This is a genomic window from Acinetobacter sp. YH12145, assembly GCF_013418335.1.
GTDB lineage: Bacteria > Pseudomonadota > Gammaproteobacteria > Pseudomonadales > Moraxellaceae > Acinetobacter > Acinetobacter amyesii.
On sequence record NZ_VPCE01000005.1, the window covers coordinates 78654 to 100295 of the forward strand.

22 protein-coding genes and 5 tRNA genes are annotated in these 21642 nt (G+C 42.3%); 17 read left to right on the forward strand and 10 right to left on the reverse strand.

Going from position 1 to position 21642, the window contains the following annotated elements; translation table 11 throughout:
* The first annotated feature begins 27 nt into the window (after positions 1 to 27).
* Positions 28 to 753: a hypothetical protein gene (locus FTU80_RS06245; protein ID WP_180084531.1), complete on the forward strand. Its 726-nt coding sequence runs from the start codon at positions 28 to 30 to the stop codon at positions 751 to 753.
* 61 nt (positions 754 to 814) lie between these two features.
* Here the strand turns inward: FTU80_RS06245 and recN are convergent, their stop codons facing one another.
* Positions 815 to 2476 (reverse strand): DNA repair protein RecN, encoded by a 1662-nt coding sequence (recN, locus tag FTU80_RS06250; protein WP_180084532.1) that lies wholly within the window; start codon positions 2474 to 2476, stop codon positions 815 to 817.
* 599 nt (positions 2477 to 3075) lie between these two features.
* Between recN and FTU80_RS06255 the strand changes: the two genes are divergently transcribed.
* From FTU80_RS06255 to FTU80_RS06265, 3 genes are all read left to right on the forward strand, one after another.
* Positions 3076 to 3399, forward strand: a complete 324-nt coding sequence (locus tag FTU80_RS06255) for a pyrimidine/purine nucleoside phosphorylase (RefSeq protein WP_067763086.1) — start codon at positions 3076 to 3078, stop codon at positions 3397 to 3399.
* A gap of 176 nt (positions 3400 to 3575) precedes the next feature.
* Complete coding sequence (gene rlmB, locus FTU80_RS06260; protein ID WP_180084533.1) at positions 3576 to 4334, forward strand: 23S rRNA (guanosine(2251)-2'-O)-methyltransferase RlmB; 759 nt, start codon at positions 3576 to 3578, stop codon at positions 4332 to 4334.
* A gap of 5 nt (positions 4335 to 4339) precedes the next feature.
* The gene (locus FTU80_RS06265) at positions 4340 to 5263 is read left to right on the forward strand and encodes a DMT family transporter (RefSeq protein ID WP_180084534.1); all 924 of its coding nucleotides are present in this window, start codon (positions 4340 to 4342) and stop codon (positions 5261 to 5263) included.
* Positions 5264 to 5277: 14 nt separating this feature from the next.
* Here the strand turns inward: FTU80_RS06265 and coaE are convergent, their stop codons facing one another.
* From coaE to pilB, 4 genes are all read right to left on the reverse strand, one after another.
* On the reverse strand, positions 5278 to 5880 hold the full coding sequence (gene coaE / locus FTU80_RS06270; protein ID WP_180084535.1) for a dephospho-CoA kinase: 603 nt from the start codon (positions 5878 to 5880) through the stop codon (positions 5278 to 5280).
* A gap of 9 nt (positions 5881 to 5889) precedes the next feature.
* Positions 5890 to 6708: an A24 family peptidase gene (locus FTU80_RS06275; RefSeq protein WP_180084634.1), complete on the reverse strand. Its 819-nt coding sequence runs from the start codon at positions 6706 to 6708 to the stop codon at positions 5890 to 5892.
* Positions 6709 to 6773: 65 nt separating this feature from the next.
* A complete protein-coding gene (locus FTU80_RS06280) occupies positions 6774 to 8003 on the reverse strand; it encodes a type II secretion system F family protein (RefSeq protein WP_180084536.1) in 1230 nt (409 codons plus the stop codon).
* Positions 8004 to 8035: 32 nt separating this feature from the next.
* On the reverse strand, positions 8036 to 9745 hold the full coding sequence (pilB, locus tag FTU80_RS06285; protein WP_180084537.1) for a type IV-A pilus assembly ATPase PilB: 1710 nt from the start codon (positions 9743 to 9745) through the stop codon (positions 8036 to 8038).
* 275 nt (positions 9746 to 10020) lie between these two features.
* On the opposite strand from pilB, the gene tpiA reads away from it, so the two are divergent.
* The 13 genes from tpiA (at position 10021) to FTU80_RS06350 (ending at position 18241) form a co-directional block, all read left to right on the forward strand.
* Positions 10021 to 10812: a triose-phosphate isomerase gene (tpiA, locus tag FTU80_RS06290; protein WP_180084538.1), complete on the forward strand. Its 792-nt coding sequence runs from the start codon at positions 10021 to 10023 to the stop codon at positions 10810 to 10812.
* A 13-nt stretch (positions 10813 to 10825) separates the two neighbouring features.
* A complete protein-coding gene (gene secG / locus FTU80_RS06295; RefSeq protein ID WP_180084539.1) occupies positions 10826 to 11155 on the forward strand; it encodes a preprotein translocase subunit SecG in 330 nt (109 codons plus the stop codon).
* Between the two features lie 52 nt (positions 11156 to 11207).
* A tRNA-Leu gene (locus FTU80_RS06300) sits at positions 11208 to 11292 on the forward strand.
* A gap of 48 nt (positions 11293 to 11340) precedes the next feature.
* Positions 11341 to 11417 (forward strand) — tRNA-Met (locus tag FTU80_RS06305).
* Positions 11418 to 11490: 73 nt separating this feature from the next.
* Positions 11491 to 11567, forward strand: a tRNA-Met gene (locus FTU80_RS06310).
* A gap of 58 nt (positions 11568 to 11625) precedes the next feature.
* A tRNA-Met gene (locus tag FTU80_RS06315) sits at positions 11626 to 11702 on the forward strand.
* A 90-nt stretch (positions 11703 to 11792) separates the two neighbouring features.
* A tRNA-Met gene (locus tag FTU80_RS06320) sits at positions 11793 to 11869 on the forward strand.
* A gap of 216 nt (positions 11870 to 12085) precedes the next feature.
* Positions 12086 to 12610: a ribosome maturation factor RimP gene (gene rimP / locus FTU80_RS06325; protein WP_078192559.1), complete on the forward strand. Its 525-nt coding sequence runs from the start codon at positions 12086 to 12088 to the stop codon at positions 12608 to 12610.
* A 35-nt stretch (positions 12611 to 12645) separates the two neighbouring features.
* Positions 12646 to 14130: a transcription termination factor NusA gene (gene nusA / locus FTU80_RS06330; RefSeq protein WP_078192558.1), complete on the forward strand. Its 1485-nt coding sequence runs from the start codon at positions 12646 to 12648 to the stop codon at positions 14128 to 14130.
* Between the two features lie 10 nt (positions 14131 to 14140).
* Positions 14141 to 16834, forward strand: coding sequence for a translation initiation factor IF-2 (infB, locus tag FTU80_RS06335; protein WP_111884116.1), 2694 nt, complete (start codon positions 14141 to 14143; stop codon positions 16832 to 16834).
* Positions 16834 to 17241 (forward strand): ribosome-binding factor A, encoded by a 408-nt coding sequence (locus FTU80_RS06340; RefSeq protein WP_078189413.1) that lies wholly within the window; start codon positions 16834 to 16836, stop codon positions 17239 to 17241. The genes infB and FTU80_RS06340 overlap by 1 nt, the downstream gene beginning before the upstream one ends.
* Before the next feature lie 170 nt (positions 17242 to 17411).
* Positions 17412 to 17864, forward strand: coding sequence for a tetratricopeptide repeat protein (locus FTU80_RS06345; protein WP_180084540.1), 453 nt, complete (start codon positions 17412 to 17414; stop codon positions 17862 to 17864).
* The gene (locus tag FTU80_RS06350) at positions 17858 to 18241 is read left to right on the forward strand and encodes a hypothetical protein (RefSeq protein WP_180084541.1); all 384 of its coding nucleotides are present in this window, start codon (positions 17858 to 17860) and stop codon (positions 18239 to 18241) included. Before FTU80_RS06345 ends, FTU80_RS06350 begins: the two co-directional genes overlap by 7 nt.
* A 17-nt stretch (positions 18242 to 18258) precedes the next feature.
* On the opposite strand, the gene FTU80_RS06355 is transcribed toward FTU80_RS06350, so the two are convergent.
* Genes FTU80_RS06355 through FTU80_RS06375 form a run of 5 tightly spaced genes read right to left on the reverse strand, consistent with a single transcriptional unit; the run spans position 18259 to position 21641 of the window.
* A complete protein-coding gene (locus FTU80_RS06355) occupies positions 18259 to 18660 on the reverse strand; it encodes a Na+/H+ antiporter subunit G (RefSeq protein WP_180084542.1) in 402 nt (133 codons plus the stop codon).
* Between the two features lie 12 nt (positions 18661 to 18672).
* Entirely contained in the window at positions 18673 to 18948 is a 276-nt protein-coding gene (locus FTU80_RS06360) for a monovalent cation/H+ antiporter subunit F (protein ID WP_078192553.1), read from the reverse strand.
* Positions 18945 to 19466, reverse strand: a complete 522-nt coding sequence (locus FTU80_RS06365) for a Na+/H+ antiporter subunit E (protein WP_180084543.1) — start codon at positions 19464 to 19466, stop codon at positions 18945 to 18947. Before FTU80_RS06365 ends, FTU80_RS06360 begins: the two co-directional genes overlap by 4 nt.
* 1 nt (position 19467) lies before the next feature.
* The gene (locus FTU80_RS06370; RefSeq protein ID WP_180084544.1) at positions 19468 to 21276 is read right to left on the reverse strand and encodes a monovalent cation/H+ antiporter subunit D; all 1809 of its coding nucleotides are present in this window, start codon (positions 21274 to 21276) and stop codon (positions 19468 to 19470) included.
* Positions 21276 to 21641, reverse strand: a complete 366-nt coding sequence (locus FTU80_RS06375; protein ID WP_078189407.1) for a Na+/H+ antiporter subunit C — start codon at positions 21639 to 21641, stop codon at positions 21276 to 21278. The genes FTU80_RS06370 and FTU80_RS06375 overlap by 1 nt, the downstream gene beginning before the upstream one ends.
* Position 21642 lies beyond the last annotated feature (1 nt).

A 21642-nucleotide genomic window follows, 5' to 3' on the forward strand; every position in this document is an offset into this window, starting at 1 on the left:
ATAGCAGGATAAACTGAGGGTAAAACAATGACACATTATTCAAAAATAATAGGGATGGCACTCTGTGCAAGCCTACCTATTTCAGGCTTTGCAGGAAGCGCTGACTTACAAAAACATGAATCTCAGGTGATTAAAAAATATAAAAACTTAAATTTTTATGAGGTCAATGAAGCGATAGAACGTGAAATTGTGGATGTCATTGCGGCAGATCCGAGCAGTTTTCACTACGGATTTACGCAACTCGAAAAGCAAGGTTTTGTTCATGTGCAATATTCACCAGATAAAAAACTTAAATTTTATAGTTTTGATGTGTCTGGCGGAGGCACCATGGGGGAGTGGAGCAGCTATGTGCAATATGCAACGGGAAAAACGCAACATTTAGATCAATTTGACTCAGGCTATATCAATCAAATTTTGCCGGTCAACATCCAAAATAAAACCGTATATTTGGTGAAGAGTTATTATAAAGGTGATAATTGCAGTGGACTACATCATCTAAGAGCTGTTGAAGTTGGACCAAAACAGTTACTTAAATCTTATGTATTTCAAACTAAGCAAAAGAAACTAGATCAAATCTCGGTAGATTATGACTGCCATTATGAAACCGATCGTCGTAGCGGTAATGAATATCTCAAAATCAGTCCGAAACACGTGGATGTTATGTTACTCAATCAACAACATCAGCCGCAGTATAAATATTTACGCTATAGCTTAGGCTCGAAAGCCTTTGTGTATCAGGGGATTGTCAAATAGTGTATTTAAGAAAAAAGCCTGTCTACTTTGAATACACAGGCTTTTTTGAAAGCATCAAAAATTAACTATGTTGAAATTTTAATTGTCGTAATTGTTTTGCGTGTTGTAAGGTCGTTTGACTAATCTCCACACCACCGGTCATTCGAGCCAGCTCTTGAATCCGATCATCTTCTTCGAGCTCGATAATCGTACTGCTAGCAGGGTCGGTTTGACGTTTTTTTACCAACAAGTGCTGATCCGATTGTGCTGCAACTTGCGCTTGATGCGTGATACATAGAATTTGCACATGTTGCGCAAGGTCTGCCAATAAACGCCCGACAATTTCTGCCGTTCCGCCACTGATCCCGACATCAATTTCATCAAAGACTAACACTTCGGATTCGGTTTTTTCAGCATTCATCACTTGCATGACTAAGGCAATACGTGACAATTCCCCCCCCGATGCCACGCGTGCTAGAGGCTGAGCAGGAATCCCTTTGTTGGCTGTGAATAACAGCTGAATAAAGCTTAAACCTTCACTCGAAACATGTTCAAGCGGTTCAAATTTAAATTCAAAATGCGCTTCAGGCAGAGCCAGTTGTTTGACTTGTTCAGTTAATTGTTTAGCCAATGGCGTAGCAGCATCTCGGCGTATTTGATCCAAGTGCTCGGCTTTGGAAATGAAGTCTTGATGAGAAACCTCAACTTGTTCTGCCAACGTTTCAGGATCTTCCAGCTGATGCAGTTGCTCTAACTCAAGTTGCCACGCTTCGTATTCTTGTTTTAAATCTTCAGGCTGAGTACGATATTTACGCGCTAAGCGATGAAAAACTTCCAGTTTGGTATTTAATTCGTCCATACGTTCAGGATCAAAACTTTGACGATCAATAAACTGACGTAAATTTGTGGTGGCATCTTCAATTTCACTTTGAGCGTTCAGTAGCGACGTATAAATTTCAGAAAGTTGTTCACTACGTCCTGCATGCGATTCAATTCGACGAATGATCGCGCCCATTTCTTGATTGATATTTTGCTCGGCATCATCGAGGGCATTTAGACCATAGCTACAATCCTGCATGATATGTTCATGATGACTGAGACGGTCAAATTCTTGCTCGATTTCTTTGTAGTCCGTTTGCACAACGTCTTCAAGTTCTTCTAATTGAAGTTCAAGCGTTTCTATCCGTTGCTTACGTGTGGCTTGGGCATCGAGTGCTGCTTGGTGCTGTCGAATATCCTTTTGCCACTTGCTATAGGCATCACGAACGGCTTGAGCCGGCTGATAGAAATTATAATAACGATCCAGCCAATGCTTTGGGTAGGGTGGTTCTAAAAGTTGTTGTTGGCTGTGTTGGCTATAGAGTTGAACCAATAAGCGGCCAATTTCTTTTAATTCGGATAAGCTGCTCGGACGTCCATTAATCCATGCCTTACTACGACCTGTTGCAAAAATCACGCGACGTAAATGGATTTCGCCAGACTCATCATCTAGTTCGTGTTCTTTGAGCCAAAGCGCTTCAGGGCTGTGCTCTTGATAGCTAAAGGTCGCTGTCACATCGGCTTTGTCTGATCCATAGCGCACGTAGTTGGTGTCTGTACGTTCACCTAAGCAAGCTGATAATGCGTCTAGAAGTAAAGATTTACCTGCACCCGTTTCACCCGTCAGGACATTAAAGCCTTGTTCAATGTCGATGGCTAAATGGTCGGCTAATGCAAAATTGATCAGAGTTAAATGTGTCAGCATAAACGCATCCGAGCTGCGAAAAGTTCTAGTTAAAGATAATTAAGTTTTGTTTTGGTCACAAGACAAGTTTTATTTTAAGATGACGAAAAACCTCATAATTCTATCTTAAATTTCAGTTTAACAAGAAATTAGTTTCTTATCCGCTGTATCCATGCAGTGTTGTGATGTTAAAGAGTAGGTGATCTTGCATAACGTGAGCTGAAACCATCAAATGTCCTGCCAAGTCCTCACAAAACACGTTTGTGTATGTATTCTTGTATTTAATCTAGCGTGTTATTGCCATAAAACGTCATGATTTGGTCACTCAAATCCACCAATATGATTCATCACGCTGCTATTTTTTTGAAATGAGTTTGCAGCGTTTCAATTAACCCTAACTAGGACTTTAGTGGATGAAACAAAAAAGTATTTTGTACAACAGCACAGCTTGTTTTAGACTCTAAATGTTGAGGTGGTGGGATGAAATAGGGGCACATCCAGTACTCAGATTTTTGTAATTATCTATCGCACAGTTTTCAACACAGATTGATTAGTTTTTGCAGCACAATTAAACTACATCGATCAAAATATTATAAATATGCTTTATCTGGAGAAAACGCATGTCAGCACAGTTTGATCATGTATCGGTAATCAAAAAATCAAATGTTTATTTTGGCGGTCTATGCATCAGCCATACTGTGCAATTTGAAGATGGAACAAAGAAAACACTGGGTGTGTTGCTTCCAACTGAACAAGCGCTGACTTTTGAAACCCATGTACCTGAACGTATGGAAATTATTTCAGGTGAATGTCGTGTTCAAATTGCAGATAGCGAAGAAAGCGAATTATTCCGTGCGGGTCAATCATTCTACGTGCCAGGTAATAGCCGATTTAAAATTGAAACAGACGAAGTGTTGGATTATGTGTGCCACTTAGAAGGCTAATGATTCAATCAATTTAGGCACAGTTTTTTAACCTCAAATCGGTTAAACTATGTGTCATAGCATAAATCCTGTAAAGCTTGCTTTGCAGGATTTTTCTTTTTGATAACCTAAGCTGTGCGCTGGGTGATCATACCCTGTTTAAAAGTTTATCGAAGTTTGCAAATTAGAGGTCGTTCATGGCGAAACAGGAATATTATTATGGCGTTCATTCAGTGGAGTCATTACTGGAACTTGAGCCAGAACGCGTATTAACTTTATTTGCGTTAAAAGGACGTGATGATCAGCGTTTAAAACGTATTTTTGAGTTGGCAGAACCGTTTGGTGTCAGCATTCAAAAAGCTAGCCGTGATAGTTTGGAAAAACTTGCGGGACAACCGTTCCATCAAGGTGTGGTCGCGGCTGTACGCCCCCATCCAGTCTTAAACGAAAAAGATTTAGAGGCTTTATTACAAGCCAATCCCAATGCGTTGCTATTGGCTTTAGATCATATTACAGACCCACATAACCTTGGTGCATGTATCCGTACAGCGGCAGCTATGGGCGTTGAAGCCGTGATTGCACCGCGTGATCGTTCAGCGACACTTACCCCAACAGCCCGTAAAGTTGCTGCTGGTGGTGCTGAAAAAGTGAAGTTTATTCAGGTGACCAACTTGGCACGTACATTGGCTCAAATCAAAGAAGATTTTAACGTGCGTGTGATCGGCACCATGCTAGATGAAAAAGCGTTGCCGATTCAAAAATTTGACTTCACTGGTACGGGTGTATGTGTGGTGATGGGCGCTGAAGATACAGGTTTGCGTCCTATTACGCAGGCGCAATGTGATCAAACTGTTTATATTCCAATGGCTGGTAACTTGCAAAGCTTAAATGTCAGTGTCGCAACCGGTATGGCATTGTATGAAGCATGTCGTCAACGTAATAATGAATTGAAATAGAAGTGATGATGTCTCCCCAAAAGCAAGGTTATTTATATGTTTTCATTACCATGTGTATTTGGGGGGGATTCACCTTAACGGCGCGTTTAAGCGCCAATTGGGGAATCAGTGCTTGGGACATTACCGCACTTCGGTTTGCTTTGGCATTTTGTATATTAATGCCAATTTTGATTTATAAAAAAGATACGGCTTTTTTATGGAAGAAAGAGCCTTTTATCCTTGCCATGCTCGGCGGGATGACCTATTGCTTAACGGCCTATAGTGCGTTTCATTATGCTCCTGCGGCCCATGCTGCAATTTTTCTCAATGGTTGTATTCCCTTATGTACAGCCATAGCCGCGTTTCTGATCTTCAAACAGCCGATCGATAAGCATACATGGATTAGTGTGGTCATTATGGTTTCTGCTATTAGCTTAATGAGCTATTTAATGTACGTCGAGACTGGTGTGGCGTTTGGTTTAGGTGATTTGCTGTTTTTTATCAGTGCCATTTGGTGGGGAATATTTACGGTATTGCTTAAGCAATGGAAGCTCTCTGCTTGGCATGCCATGGCGGGGGTTGCGGTTTGGTCTGCCGTGGTATTCGTGCCTATTTATCTACTATTTTTCCCTAAACATTGGTCTGACCCAAAGCCATTGCAACTCATTGGACAAGTTATCTTTCACGGTATTTTTGTGGTGATTATTGCGACTTTAACGTATGTAGAGGCGATCAAGCGTCTGGGTGCATTTAAAGCCGGAAGTATTGTAACTTTGGCACCTTTTATTGCTGCAATTTTAGCGGTACCGCTGCTGAATGAACCATTAAGTTTTGCAATTGTGTGTGGATTGGTCGGGATGGGGATTGGAGCGATTCAACCGTGGAAATGGTTCGGACGAAAGGACAGTCTAGAGCAGCAACTCGAACAACAAAAAAAGCTGTCTGAGTAAGACTGCTTTTTTATTTAGCTTTTTTCAGCGTGCGCTAAGTACTTGAGATGCAACGGCCGAAGCTGTGCATAAAGATGATCTAAATGACCATCATTCAGCACGATATCATCTGCAATTTTTTGCTTTTCCTGACGCGACATTTGCACTTGAATGATTTTTTGGATTTGCTCGATATTTTGACCATCGCGCTGTGATGCACGCTGAATTTGCAATTGTTCCGTGGCATCAATAAGCAAGGTGTGATTGGTTAATTCATGTTGATTGGTTTCAAATAACAGCGGCGAAACCAAGATGACATAGGGGCTGGTGGCTTCATTTAACTGTTGGATAATGGACTGACGTATTGCAGGATGGGTAATGGCTTCAAGTGTTTGACGTGCTGTAGGATCTTTAAAGATATATTCACGTAAAGCGCGCCGATTTAACTCACCATTCGCAAGTAAAACCCAATCACCAAATTGTTGTTGAATCTGAATCAGTGCGGGTTGGCCCGGTTCGACAACCTCGCGAGCAACGATATCAGCATCGACGACTTGAATGCCTTGGAGTTCAAACCAATTGCTTGCAGCAGATTTTCCGCTACCGATACCACCTGTTAAACCCAAGACAAATGTCATACAACGACCTTACTGACCCAAATAAATTTTCATAATTTGATCACCCCATAAAAAGGCGATCCATCCAGCGATGGCAATATAGGGACCAAATGCAAAAGGTTGGTTTTCTTTACGAACTTTGAGCAAAATAATGCCAATGATTGCACCTACCAGTGAAGAGAGTAATACAATCAGTGGGAGCAGGAAAGGGCCCATCCATGCACCCAACGCAGCTAAAAGTTTAAAGTCACCATAGCCCATGCCTTCTTTGCCAGTGATGATTTTAAATAAATAGTAAACAATCCATAGGCATAAGAACCCGATGATATACCCCCAAATGGCTGAGGTTGCAGAGGTATAAATGGCATAGCTATTCACGCCAAGCCCGAGTGCAGCCAAAGGAAGGGTATAGCGGTCAGGTAAAAGTTGGGTGTCAAAGTCAATAAATGTTAAGGCAATCAATACATAAGTCAGCACTAGACCAAACAGCATTTGGATAGTTGGACCAAAAACTGCAACAACAATCAGCGCACAGATCATGGTGAGTAATTCGATCAGTGGATAACGGCTACTGATTGGATTTTGGCAACTTCCACATTTTCCGCGTAACACGATCCAACTGATGACTGGAATGTTTTGATACCAACGAATTGGCGTTTTACATTTTGGACAGGTTGAAGCAGGGGTACTCAGGGTAATCTTTGTTTCATCAATAATCGGTTGGTCTGGATGTAAAAACAGTTGGCAATCCGTGCGCCATTCTTGTTCCATCATCTTCGGCGTGCGGTAAATCACCACATTTAAAAAACTACCGATACAAAGACTAAAAATCCCAATTGCGATATACATCGCAATTGGGGTATTGATTAAATAAGTAAAAAAATCAGTAAACAAAATATTTCCTTTTATTGGTTTTAACCAACCACTGAACCCATTTGGAAAATAGGAAGATACATTGCAATCACAAGACCACCGACGAGGACACCCAATACTGCCATGATTAAGGGCTCCATCATCGCGGTTAATCCATCTACGGCATTATCTACCTCGTTTTCATAATGCGTCGCCACTTTGTCTAGCATGGCATCTAATGCACCGGACTCCTCACCAATAGCGACCATTTGAATCGCCATGGATGGAAATTTATCGGTGACACGCATGGCGAATTGCAATTGCTGACCAGTCGCCACATCTTCACGAATTTTCATGACCGCTGTTTCATAAACTACGTTATTGGTTGCACCTGCAGTCGATTCAAGTGCATCAATTAAGGGTACGCCGGCTGCAAATGTAGTTGCTAAAGTACGGCTATAGCGGGCAATAATCGCTTTATAAACCAAATCACCAAAAATTGGTGCTTTCAGAGCAGCTTTGTCTAAAAAGTCTCTGAAAGCTTTGCTACGCTTTTTGACTTCTAAAAATAAGGCGATTATTGCTCCTACTATAATAATGAAAATAAACCAATAGCTTTGAAACCAATTAGACATATTGACCACCATTTGCGTAAATGCTGGTAAGTCTGCTCCAAAGGAACTAAATAGCTCTTGGAATACTGGAACAACCCTTACCATCAAAATAATCGTGACAATTACGGCAACAACAATCACAGTTGCTGGGTATTTCATGGCCTTTTTGATTTTTTGCTTAAGCAATTCGCTTTTTTCTTTGTATATGGCAACACGGTCTAGCATGGTTTCCAATGCACCCGACTGTTCGCCAGATTCAACCAAGGAGCAGAATAGGTTGTCAAAATACTGCGGATATTTGCGTAGCGCACCAGCGAAAGTATTACCACCTTCAACTTCACCTTTAATACCGAGTACAACTTCGCGCATTGATGGGTTTTCTAAGCCTTCAGCTACGATTTCAAACCCCTGAACGAGCGGTACCCCGGCTTTCATCATAGTCGCAAGTTGGCGTGTGAAAATCGTAATATCTAGAGTTGAAACCTTCTTTTTAGTTAGGCCTTCAAAAATATTTTTTCGTTTTTCACGAATGGTTTTAATGGTGATGCCTTGCTTACGTAAAGTGACTTTAGCTAAAGCCATATTGCGCGAAGGCAACTCTCCTTTAATTTTCGCCCCTTTGCGATCCACGCCTTCATAACTGAAGGTTGGCATCATCTGCGCTTTTTTTACAGCCATGAATTTATCCTTATTTTTAAATACTAATTCACTTACTCACTGGTCACACGATTGACTTCTTGAAGTGAAGTCACCCCCTGCATGACCTTAATTAAGCCTGAACGGCGTAAATTGTTAAAACCTGCTTGATTTGAAGCTTCGGCAATTTGTAAGGCATTGCCATCTTCCATAATAATTCTTGAAATTTCAGGTGTCACTTTCATGACTTCGTAAATACCCACACGACCTTTATAGCCTTCACGGCATTCGGCACAACCTACAGGCTGGTATATTTGGAATTCTGGTGTATTTAAATCATCTTCGGTAAAACCAAGCTCCAATAGACTTTGTTTTGGTACGTCTACTGTTTCTTTACATTGTGAACATAGGCGACGTGCAAGTCGCTGCGCAATGACAAGGTTCACGGATGTCGCGATGTTAAATGAAGGCACGCCCATATTGCGTAAGCGTGTCAGTGTTTCAGGTGCACTATTGGTATGCAGTGTAGACATCACCATGTGACCTGTTTGAGCCGCTTTAATTGCAATTTCAGCCGTTTCTAAATCTCGAATCTCACCGACCATCACAATATCAGGGTCTTGACGTAAGAATGATTTTAAGGCTGCAGAGAAGGTGAGCCCGACTTTATTATTTACGTTGACCTGATTGATCCCTTCTAAGTTAATTTCCACAGGATCCTCGGCCGTTGAAATGTTGGTATCTTCACGGTTGAGAATATTTAAACCTGTATATAGAGATACGGTTTTACCGGAACCCGTTGGACCGGTAATGAGCAGCATGCCTTGTGGTTTTTCTAAAGCCTGCATGAACAGTTCTTTTTGATCAGGTTCATAACCCAACGCATCAATTCCTAGCATCGCACTAGATGGATCAAGGATACGTAGAACAAGTTTTTCACCAAACAATGTCGGTAAAGAGTTCACACGGAAGTCGATAGCTTTGTTCTTTGACAGCTTTAACTTGATACGACCGTCTTGAGGTATACGTTTTTCCGAGATGTCCATTTGTGACATGACTTTTAAACGCGAAGCAAGTCGAGTCGCGAGCTGCAAGGGCGGATTAGTAATTGTTCTTAACACGCCATCAACACGGTAGCGGACGCGGTAAGACTTTTCATAGGGTTCGAAATGTAAGTCGGATGCACCCATGCGAATGGCGTCGACTAGTAGTTTATTGATGTACTTAACAATCGGCGCTTCATCACCCGTTACCTCATCTTCATCTTCTTGAGATGGATCGGGTGTTTCACTGTCTAAATCAAGATCAAAGTCATCATCAAACTCAAAAGTACTTTCTTCAGCAAAGTTCTGTTCAATTAACTTTTCAAGTTTGTCATGTTCAACAATAATTGTTTCAGTATTCAGCTTACTACCAAATCGAATGGCATCCACTGCTTCAATATTGGTGGGATTACTGATCGCAACGAATAATAAATTGCCATGTTTAAAAATAGGCAAAATACGATGCTTGGTAATGAGTTTATCTTCAAATTCATCACGTATAATTAAAGACGTATCATAAGTTGAAATATCAAAAACCGGTTCACCGAACTCTATCGAGATGGTTTCTGCGATCAGGCGTGCTGAAAGGTGATATTCCTGAATCAAATGCGGCACGATATCTTGATGAGCCTTTTTTGAATTTTGCAGCGCTGCTTGCATTTTTTCGGCAGACAGATGCCCTTCGTCAACTAAGCGACGAATAAACCCCGTAAATCTTGAAGAACCTTGAACTGCTGTCATGCTTTTACTTGCCTATGCTTCAGTCTGTTTATAATTGGTATAGCAAAATTATACTTTTGTTGCACAAAAATACCATATCTTAAAGTGTTGTCACTAGCTAAGAATTGGTAAAAAGCATGAACCAGTCCTTAAATCTGCTTAATTTTTTTACAGAAAAGTGAAGATCTTGGAATGACTGGTGTGCTTCGAAGATGCAAATGTGTTGAAATTTATCTTCAAAATTATGAATTACGTGTAGAATGTGCCCGATTTCATCTTTGTCATGTGGGATAAATATGTCGGGTTCGACGATTACGCCTTGGGTAGTGGGTAACTGGAAAATGAACCCATTGCAAGCCGATGCTGGTGCACTTCTTAAGAATTTTAAGCAATTATTAGATGAACAAAATATTGCTGAAGCGGCATGCCATATTGGGGTTGCACCAACAGCTATTGCTTTGACCACGGTGCAAAATGAATTAGCACAAGCAAGCCGTAACATCATAACCGTTGCACAAGACGTTTCTCGCGTCGCGGGTACAGGCGCATATACGGGTGAGCTCAGTGCAGAGCTATTAAAAGATTATGGTGTTGAGTTTGTACTGATTGGTCATTCGGAACGCCGTGAAATATTCGCTGATCAACCGCATATCATTAATGAAAAAGTAAAAAATGCATTAAACGCAGGTTTGACTGTGATTTATTGTGTGGGTGAAAGCTTAGAACAACGTGAAAGCGGCCAAGCAGAACAGATTGTGTTACAACAAATATGTGATATTGCTGCTGTTGTACAAGCAGAGCAGTGGAAACAAATTGTGGTAGCTTATGAGCCAATTTGGGCTATTGGCACAGGTAAAACAGCGTCACCTGAAGATGCGCAAGCGATGCACGCTAAAATTCGTGAAGGTTTAAGCCAAATCACCCCAATGGGACTTCATACTGCGATTCTTTATGGTGGTAGTGTAAAACCTGAAAATGCAGTAGAGTTGGCAGCCTGTCCGGATATCAATGGTGCGCTGGTCGGTGGTGCATCATTAAATGCAGAGTCGTTTTATAAAATTGCTCAAGCATTTGCAAATACAAAATAATTAGGAGTTCAGCATGCATACGTTTGTGCTGGTGGTACATATTATCTTAGCGATTTTAATGATCGTGCTGATTTTAGTTCAGCATGGTAAAGGCGCAGATGCGGGTGCATCTTTTGGTGGCGGCGGTGCTGCAACTGTATTTGGTGCATCGGGTTCGGGTAACTTTATGACCCGTTTGACTGCGATTTTAACGGCTTTGTTCTTCGTTACGAGCTTGACACTTGCTGTGTTTGCAAAGAAACAAACGACAAATGCTTATAGTCTGAATGCGATTTCTTCAGTACCGACTGCGCCTGCAAAATCGGCTGAAACTTCGCCAACTGCACCAAAAAGCGCTGAATAATTTATTTAGCACTTTCTTTTTTGACGTGTTGCGACTAGAATGCGTCACAGCTGCGGTGGTGGTGGAATTGGTAGACACGCTACCTTGAGGTGGTAGTGCTTTCGGGCGTGGGGGTTCAAGTCCCCCCTTCCGCACCAACTTATAATCCAGAACATAAGTTGGTGTATGCAGCAAAACTCTGTTGATGCGGGATGGAGCAGTCTGGTAGCTCGTCGGGCTCATAACCCGAAGGTCGTTGGTTCAAATCCAGCTCCCGCTACCAATCAATTCTATTTTTAAGATGCAAGCTTTTAAATGGACAGCTTTTAAAGCTGAGAAAACTATTTGCATATTGATGCGGGGTGGAGCAGTCTGGTAGCTCGTCGGGCTCATAACCCGAAGGTCGTTGGTTCAAATCCAGCCCCCGCTACCAATCTTATATAGCACACAATCTATATAAGCAGTTTATCTGAAAGTCATTGTGATGTTGATGCGGGATGGAGCAGTCTGGTAGCTCGTCGGGCTCATAACCCGAAGGTCGTTGGTTCAAATCCAGCTCCCGCTACCAATCCTCTGAGATGCAACTCAGTAGGGCAATTCTTCAGGTTGTTTTAGATTGAAAATGACCAAGAAATTGTATATAATTTTTGCATGTTGATGCGGGATGGAGCAGTCTGGTAGCTCGTCGGGCTCATAACCCGAAGGTCGTTGGTTCAAATCCAGCTCCCGCTACCAAGTTTCTAAAAGAGGCTCACAACTAGGTGGGCCTTTTTGCACAGTGGACTATGGTTTTCTGTGTAATAATGGGGCGATTTACGCCCTTTTTTATTGGCTATCGTGTAGTGTCGACAGTATTTTGGTCAAACCGTCATGTTTCACTACTACTATAGTTTCGCATTGGTCTGTAGTGGTCATTTCGACCATCGAATCGCACAAATTTGACGAGAGTAAATGAAGCTATCAAATAAAACTCAAGCACTTCAGGACTTAATTGCCCCAGCGGTGCAAGCATGTGATGTAGAACTTTGGGGGATTGATTTCCAACCTCAAGGAAAACGTTCACTGTTACGTATTTATATCGACCGTGAAGTTGATGAAAATGCAGAACCTGTCATCAATGAAGATGGCGAAGTTGAGCAAGGCCGTGGTATCGGCGTGCAGGACTGTGTTCGTGTCACTCAGCAAGTGGGTGCGATGTTGGATGTACATGATCCAATTTCAGGCGAATATGCATTAGAAGTGTCATCTCCAGGTTGGGATCGTCAGTTCTTTAAATTGGAACAAATGACGGCATACATTGGTCAGCAAGTCGCTTTGCGTTTGATCAGTGCTGTAGATAATCGTCGTAAATTCCAAGCCAAACTTGTTAACGTAGACCTTGAGAACGAAATGATTCAGGTTGAAGTTGAAAAGCAACAAGTGTTGGATATTGACAGCCACAATATTGATAAAGCAAATCTGGTTTTCCAAGATTAATTTAATAAATAAGAATCTGAACGAATAGGTGACTTATGGCTCGTGAAATTCTTACCGTAGTAGAAACGGTTAGTAACGAAAAAGGTGTAAGTCGTGATGCAATTTTTGAAGCGCTTGAACAAGCTTTAGTTGCAGCGACTAAGAAGAAATTCTACGAGGGAACTCACTCGGAAGAAGCTCGTCTACGTGTAGAAATCGACCGTCGTACTGGTGATTACCGTACTTTCCGTCAATGGGAAGTGGTTGCCGACGAAGATCACGAAATGCCAGCATGCCAAGATGCGATCTCTGATGTAGATCCTGCAAAATGGGCAATTGGGGATATCCGTGAACTTGAAGTTGAATCGATTGATTTCGGTCGTATTGCGGCACAAATTGCGAAACAAGTAATTGTTCAAAAAATTCGTGAAGCAGAGCGTGCGCTAATTGCAGATGCTTACGAATCTAAAGTTGGTGAACTCATCTACGGTGAAGTGAAAAAACAAACCAAAGATGGCTTTATCATTGATTTAGGTGACAATGCAGAAGCATATCTTGCGCGTGAAGAAATGATCGCTAAAGAAATTCTACGTCCTAAACAACGTGTAAACGCGATTTTGTTTAACGTAAACCGTGAAGGCCGTGGTGCTCAGTTATTACTTTCTCGTTCTAAACCAGAAATGCTCATTGCATTGATGAAGAAAGAAATTCCTGAAATTGCTGAAGAAATCATTGAGATTAAGGCTGCTGCACGCCAACCTGGCGTTCGTGCTAAAATCGCTGTGAAAACAAACGATCACCGTATTGATCCTGTAGGTGCATGTATTGGTATGCGTGGTACACGTATCCAAGCAGTTCAATCAGAGTTAAATGGTGAGCGTATTGATGTAGTCGTTTGGTCTGATGACGCGGCACAGTACATTGCAAGTGCTCTAGAGCCTGCTGATGTATCAGGTATCGTGATTGATGAAGAAGAACGTACTGCAGATATTATTTTTGCAACGAGTGATCAGTTAGCACGTGCAATTGGGTCTCAAGGTCAAAACGTACGCTTAGCATCTGAATTGACTGGTTACAAGCTCAATATGATGCTTGAAGAAGAATATCACGCACGCCAACAAAACGAAGCGCAACAATATTTAGATATGTTTGTTACACGTCTAGATATTGATGAAGACTTAGCGATGGCGTTAGTTGAAATGGGTTTCACGTCATTAGAAGAAATCGCGTATGTTCCTGCGGAAACATTCGATGAGATCGAACTTGATGCTGAAACTGTTGAAATGCTACAAGGTCGTGCAAAAGAAATTGCATTGGCTGATGCATTGAAGCAACAAGAAAACATCCAAGAGCCAAGCGAAGAGCTTGCTGCAATGGAAGGCGTGACTAAAGAAATCGCATATGCGCTTGCCGCTCGCGGTGTGGTAACTGTAGATGATCTTGCAGATCAAGCCACTGACGATATCTCTGATATCGAAGGTTTAGGTGCTGAAAAAGCAGGTCAACTTATTATGAAAGCGCGCGAATCATGGTTTAACTAGGAGGTAATATATGACGGACAAGTCGATTAAGGAGTTAGCTCTCAGCGTGGGTCGTCCAGTTGAGAAGCTGCTGGAACAGGTTCGTGATGCGGGTTTACCACAAACTAAACCTGACGATATTATCTCCACTGAACAACAAAATGCCCTCGTTAACCATTTGAAAAAAGTTCATGGTCAGGATGCGGGCAATGCAGGACAAATCACGTTGAAACGTAAAACTACCAGTACTGCTAAAGTGGCGAGTACATCGGGCAAGGCAAAAACGATTAATGTAGAAGTTCGTAAGAAACATACATTTGTTAAACCGGATCCTGAGCAAATTAAAGCTGAAGCATTAGCGAAAGCACAAGCTGACCAACAAGCACGTAAACAGGAACCTAAGGTTGAAGCGAAAGCTGAAGAACCGAAGCAACAACCAGTATCTAAAGCGAAACAAGCTTTAGAAGCAATGCGTGCTGCTGCGAAGCAAGAACATGCGAAGCAAGAAACACCGAAAGCTGCGGTTGTTGTAAAACGTAAGTCAAACAACAAGCCAATTACAAAACCTGTTGAAACTCTAGAACAGAAAAAAGCACGTGAAGCTCAAGCAGCACAATTGAAAGCTGTAGAAGAAGCGGCGCGTCGTAAAGCCGCTGAAGAAGCGCAACAACGTACGCTTGAGCAAATGCGTCAAATGGCGTCTAAGTATTCTAACGAAGACACTACTGCGACCATTCGTGTTGTAGATGATTCTCCGCTTGCTGCCGGCCTTGTAGGTCAGGCATATGAAGATTCATTTGCGAAAGAAGACCGTGAAATTAAACGTGGTACCAATACCAACAATTCACGTTCACCTAAAAAAGGTGGTCGTCGTGGCGAAGAGCAATCTTTCCGTGATAACTCACATAAACGTGGTTTAAAAACAAGTCAAGCGAACAAGCATGGCTTTGAAAAACCAGTTAAAAAACAAGTTTATGATGTTGAAATTGGTGAAACAATTGTTGTTGCTGACTTGGCTGCGAAAATGGCGGTTAAAGTTCGCGAAGTTATCAAATCACTCATGAAAATGGGCGAATTGGTTACTCAAAACCAAGCGATTGATCAAGAAATTGCAGCACTTGTTGTTGAAGAAATGGGTCACAATCCAGTACTTGTTTCGGATACACAAGCAGAAGACAACTTACTTGAAGCAGCTGAAGAAGCGCGTGGTGTCCAAACCACTCGTCCGCCAGTTGTGACAATTATGGGTCACGTTGACCATGGTAAAACATCACTTCTTGACCGTATTCGTCGCTCTAAAGTGGCTGCAGGTGAAGCAGGTGGTATCACACAGCATATTGGTGCTTACCATGTGAAAACTGAAAAAGGTATTATTACTTTCTTAGATACACCGGGACACGCAGCATTTACTGCAATGCGTTCACGTGGTGCGAAATCTACAGATATCGTAGTGTTGGTTGTTGCAGCAGATGATGGTGTTATGCCACAAACTGCGGAAGCGATTGACCATGCACGTGCAGCAGGTACGCCAATTATTGTTGCTATCAACAAAATGGATAAAGAGTCTGCTGATCCAGATCGCGTATTGAATGAGTTGACGACGAAAGAAATCGTACCTGAGCAATGGGGCGGTGACGTTCCAGTAGCAATGGTTTCTGCGCACAGCGGTGCAGGTATCGACGAGCTTCTAGACTTGATCTCAATTCAAGCCGAACTTCTTGAGCTTAAAGCATCTGAAGAGGGTGCAGCACAAGGTGTTGTAATTGAAGCACGTGTAGACAAAGGGCGTGGTGCGGTAACATCGATTCTTGTTCAAAACGGTACATTGAAAGTGGGTGACCTTGTTCTTGCAGGTTCGTCATACGGTCGTGTACGTGCGATGACAGATGAAAATGGTCAACGTATTAAATCTGCTGGTCCTTCGATTCCTGTGGAAATCTTGGGTCTACCAGAAGCGCCAATGGCAGGTGATGAAGTTCTTGTTGTAAATGACGAGAAAAAAGCACGTGAAGTTGCTGATGCGCGTATGGATCGTGAACGTCAAAAACGTCTTGAACGTCAATCTGCGATGCGTCTTGAAAATATCATGGCGTCTATGGGCAAGAAAGATGTGCCTATTGTCAACGTGGTATTGAAAACAGACGTACGTGGTACTTTGGAAGCATTACACGTTGCACTTGCTGAACTTGCAACTGATGAAGTGAAAGTACGTATTATTGGTTCAGGTGTTGGTGCGATCACTGAGTCTGACGTAACACTTGCTGAATCTTCAGAAGCGGTTCTTCTCGGCTTTAACGTACGTGCTGATAATACTGCACGTCAAAAAGCTGATGCTGATGGTATCGACATTCGTTACTACTCGATCATCTATCAATTAATTGATGATGTGAAAGATGCGATGAGCGGTAAATTGGCGCCTGAACACCGTGAAACAATTCTGGGTGTTGCTGAAGTACGTGAAGTGTTCCACTCAAGTAAATTCGGTGCTGCTGCAGGTTGTATGGTACTTGAAGGTACATTACACCGTAATAAACCGATTCGCGTATTACGTGATGACGTGGTGGTATTCCAAGGCGAGCTTGAATCTCTTCGTCGCTACAAAGATGTGGTTGAAGAAGTTCGTGCCGGTATGGAATGTGGTCTTGCGGTGAAAGGCTATAAAGACATCAAAGCACAAGATAAGATTGAAGTGTACGATGTTCAATTAATTAAACGGAGTCTTTAATGGCGGGTAGTCAACGTCTGAAGCGTATGGCGGATACAGTACAACGTGAGTTGTCAGAACTGATCCGTCAGGAGCTGAAAGATCCACGCTTAGGTGGTCTCGTGACCATCTCTGCCGTGAAGGTGAGCCCAGACTTAGGATATGCCGAAGTTTATGTGACTGTAATGGGTCGTGAGCTAGGCGATGAGCAAAGTGAAGCCGCAAATAAAGAGACTTTAGATGTCTTGAATAAAGCATCTGGTTTCTTGCGTCATGAACTAAGCCGTCGTATCAAAACACGTATTACGCCACGTTTGCGTTTCCATTACGACAAAACAAATGCTTATGGCAACTATATGTTTGGTCTAATTGCGGAAGCAGTCAAGGACTTACCTCCTACTGACGAAGCAAAAAAAGATGATGAATAATTCAGTTTGCTGAATGAAAAAAGCCACCTTTGGGTGGCTTTTTTATGTTTGAATAACGGTAATTTAAAAACTCAATCACTTTAAAATTATAATATGCCAATGAAAGACAGGTCGAACATGATATTTAATCCGCCAATCTGTAAAATAATGAATTGAAAAAAATAATCCTTTTGAGTAGCGCATTATTTATTACTATGCCAAGTTGGGCATGTTTAAATACCTATGTAGAAGATTTTTATACATCTGATTCAGAAAAAGAAAATCAACGCGAAGAACATCATGATGAAAAATTGAATAACTTTGTCTCAAGGCATCCTAGCCCAATAGACTATCAGGCAGAAAATGATTATGCCGTACATCAGATCTACGCAGGCCGTTACGATTTAGCCATTAAGATTTTACGTGCAATTGAAAATGAGCATCCAGGTTTACCGAAGACGGCAGTGAATTTAGGCACAGCTTATGAGTTGATCGGCAATATTTCACTAGCCAAAAAATGGATTGCTGAAGGTATGAAACGTGATCCAACGATTCACCTTGGAAGTGAATGGATTCATCTGAATATTTTAACAGCCAAAGAAAAAGTGCGACAGCAAAATATTTTCATGAATATCCATTGTTAAATGTACATTATGGAACAGGCTATGTTCCTGATGGACATTGGAGTGATCAGCGCAAACCCACAACAGCGGAATACGATGCCATACGAGAACAGGTCAGCTTACAAATCAGTGAGCGGAAGAATTTTGTTTCAAGACAGGATGCCGTGATGGCACAGCTGTTTTATGAATTGGCGAATCTTGAGATGAGCCAGAATCAGCCTGGCTGGTATAACAATTTTCAAAGTAGTTTTGAGACTAACTTACTGATTGATTTAGCTAGGCAGTATGGTTTAAAAAAAACACCTTATAACCAAAAACGTTTGCAATATATGGCTCAAGGGAATGTAATTGAGAAATTATGGATGAAAATTAAAGAATTTTTTAGCTCGAACGCATAATCAAACTGGATCTAGATTTAATCCAGATCCCTTGGTTTTGAATGGAGTTTAGAGTGAAATGCACGGCGCCGAGTTCGCTGCCAAGGAAGAGGGCGATTCAGAGCTTCTGGTGCCTCACCACTCATCGAGCGCAGTCGTAAATGTAATGCCGCTTGTGCCATGAGGTTTGCAGAAACCGGTGCAGTGATAAAAGCAAAAAGCGTGATCAGGATTTCTGCAAATCCAAAACGGCCTTGAAATGCTGCATAAATAATTGCAGCAATTAGAAAACTTCCTAAGCCTAAGGTGCTCGATTTGGTCGGTGCGTGCAGTCGCATAAATAAGTCGGGTAGGCGAACCATGCCAATACCGCCGACCAACATGAAAAAAGCGCCAATCACCAAAAAAATCGAGACCAAAATTTCCATGACTAATTGCATATTAAAGGACTCCTAGTCGATGACGTGGCCAGTAGTGAAATAACGCGCTAAAGCAGCTGTAGATACAAACCCCAGCATGGCAACCAATAAAGCCCCTTCAAACATTGATGTACTTGCCCAATAAATACCTAAAATGACGATTAAGCAGGTGGCATTTAAGAACAAAGTATCTAAAGCAAGTAATCGGTCCACAACTGAGGGTCCCATCACCAAGCGGATGAGGCACAGTAACATTGAGATCGTCACCGCAACTAAACAAATGCCAAGCGCATAAGGTAAAATTGTCATGCAGACTCTCCTGTATCAGCGCCAAAAATAAGGATGAGAGGGCGCTCATAGCGCTCTTTAATGGTTTGAATTTCTGCTTCAGGATCATCCGTGCTCAGAGCATGGACCAAAATATCACCACGGTCTTGGTCAATCCCAGCAGACACCGTACCGGGTGTAGTGGTGATGATCATCGCAAGCAGAGAATTGACTTCTTCATGCTGTGTATCGAGAGGAACACGGAACCATTTCGGATGCAATTTATGTGTCGGACCAAGGACGAGTTTTGCAACATGGATATTACTGACAATAATATCCCATAACACCACAAAGAATAATTTACATGCCGCCAGCCAGTTGATATTCGGCGTTCGGTCAATAAAAGGGCGAACCAATCGCGGAATAACAATGGCTAAAACCAAGGCCATACAGAGTGTGGCCGCATCTAAACTGTGCGCTAACATCACCCAGCTCAGACCAACCATGACTGATACCAATGGATGCGGAAACCAGCGATTAAATAAAGATAGTGTCGCCATGTTAAGGTACCTCCATCGGTTTCAGCTGGGTCTCTTCAGGCAATTTTTCTTCTTGTTGCTGTCCCTGAATTTGGCGTTGCTTATATTCAGAAATATGTTCGCCATTTAGGGTTTCAGGCGCAATCAATGCAGGGATGAGGTGTGCATTTGGATCCGCTGATTCGCCACCATATTTGGTTTCAGGTAAATTTTCAGGATCATAAGGTTGAACACTGATAATTTGACCTTCTTTATCCTTTTTCAATAGCAACGATTCATATAATGGGTTGTCTTGAATTTGCTGCGCAGTCTTGTAGGTATAGTCATAGATTGGTGCAGCAAAGACCATATATCCCACAAGCGCTGTTAATAGTAGATAAATGGTCTTGTCATTACGTAGCGGAGCCTTATTCGGCAAAGCCTGATAGCGTTGATATTCTTCAGTATCACTATCATCTTCTGGACGAGATGAACGCCAGAAAAGTACAAAACCAGCGCGGGTAAATGCCATGATACTGAGTAAACTCACCAACAAAACAATTAAAATAATCATGATTTGGTAAGGTGAATTGGCTGTGGCTTGTAAGATAAATACTTTACCCAAAAAGCCGCTAAAGGGTGGTAGACCAGCCATCATCAACGCAATGATGAAATAGCAGACAGCAACTGTATTATGCTGTTTCATGCGGGGCGCAATTTTAAAATGATCTTTAAATTCGCCGCGTTGTGAGGTAATCCAACCCGATAGAATATAAAAAGCTGCACCAATAATGGTACTGTGAATCAGGTAATAAAGTCCTGCAGCCCATGCATCCGTATTAAAGAGTGAAATCGCAACCAATATTGTGCCGATAGAAGACAAAATCATAAAACCGACAAAACGACGTAAACGATCCGTTCCGATAGCACCATAGGCACCATAGAGCGAGGTTACTAAGCCAATCGGTAACAGCCACTGTTGTAAGATTTCACGGCTAATCCCATCGTCAAACACAGTGCCATTAACACGGAGAATGGCATAGATGCCGACCTTGGTCATAATGGTGAACAAGGCTGCGACAGGAGTGGTTGCCACAGCATAGGTCTTCGGTAACCAGAACCCTACAGGCAGCATTGCTGCCTTGATGCCAAAGACGGTAAACAGTAACAATGCACCAGCTACAGCAATTCGATGTTGATCCGCTTCAAGCAAAGGCATAAGTCGTGCAACATCTGCCATATTTAAGCTACCTACACTGCCATAAATCATCCCGAGTCCAATCAGGAAGAGGGCAGAGGCAAATAGGTTAATGGTGACGTAATGAATACCCAATTGAAAACGTGCTTTGCCTTGGCCGTGTAAGAGCAAAACGTACGATGCCATCAACAGGATTTCAAAGAACACAAATAGGTTAAATAAATCGCCTGTTAGGAACGCACCACACAAACCCATCAGTAAGAAATGGCACATGGAATGGAAATAACGACCACGCTCATCCCATTCTTTGCTGGCAAACCACATCACTGGCACAGCAAGACCATAAGTCAGCACCAACATGAATGCTGAGAGTCGATCTAGAACTAAGACAATCCCAAACGGTGCGGCCCATTCACTCAGGTTATAAACCAAGACTTGGCCAGAGCTGGCGATCATCAAATAACTGATAGATGTGATCAGCCCAAGGATGCCAGAAACATAGCTGATTCCACGACGCCAAGGTTGTCGCCAGTCATGTGCCAACGAGCCAGAGCCGGGGTTGCCCAACAGGACTAAAATAAATGCAGTAATTGCAGGAATTAAAATACTGAAAATCGGGCTGTGGGTAGTCCAAAATTGGATGAAATCATGCATTATGGCTCATCCTCCCGCGGGTCAATTTGCGGTATTTCTTCTTTGGAGTCCACATGATCTGTTCCGGTTTCATAGCGGCTACGCAGAGCCAATTGTACGATAAACGCAGTGGTCGCAAAGCCAATCACAATGGCGGTCAGGACCAAGGCTTGCGGTAAAGGATCGGTTGCTTTGGTGGTTTCAGTTAACACAGCTGGTGCGTTGACATGAATACGCCCCATGACAAATAAAAATAAGTTCACGGCATAGCCAATCATGGCTAAACCCAACACGACAGGAAAGGTACGTGCTCGCAAAATCAGGTATACCCCTGTTGCGGTCAGTAAGCCAATGGCTGAAGCGAGTAAAAATTCTAAACTAATCATC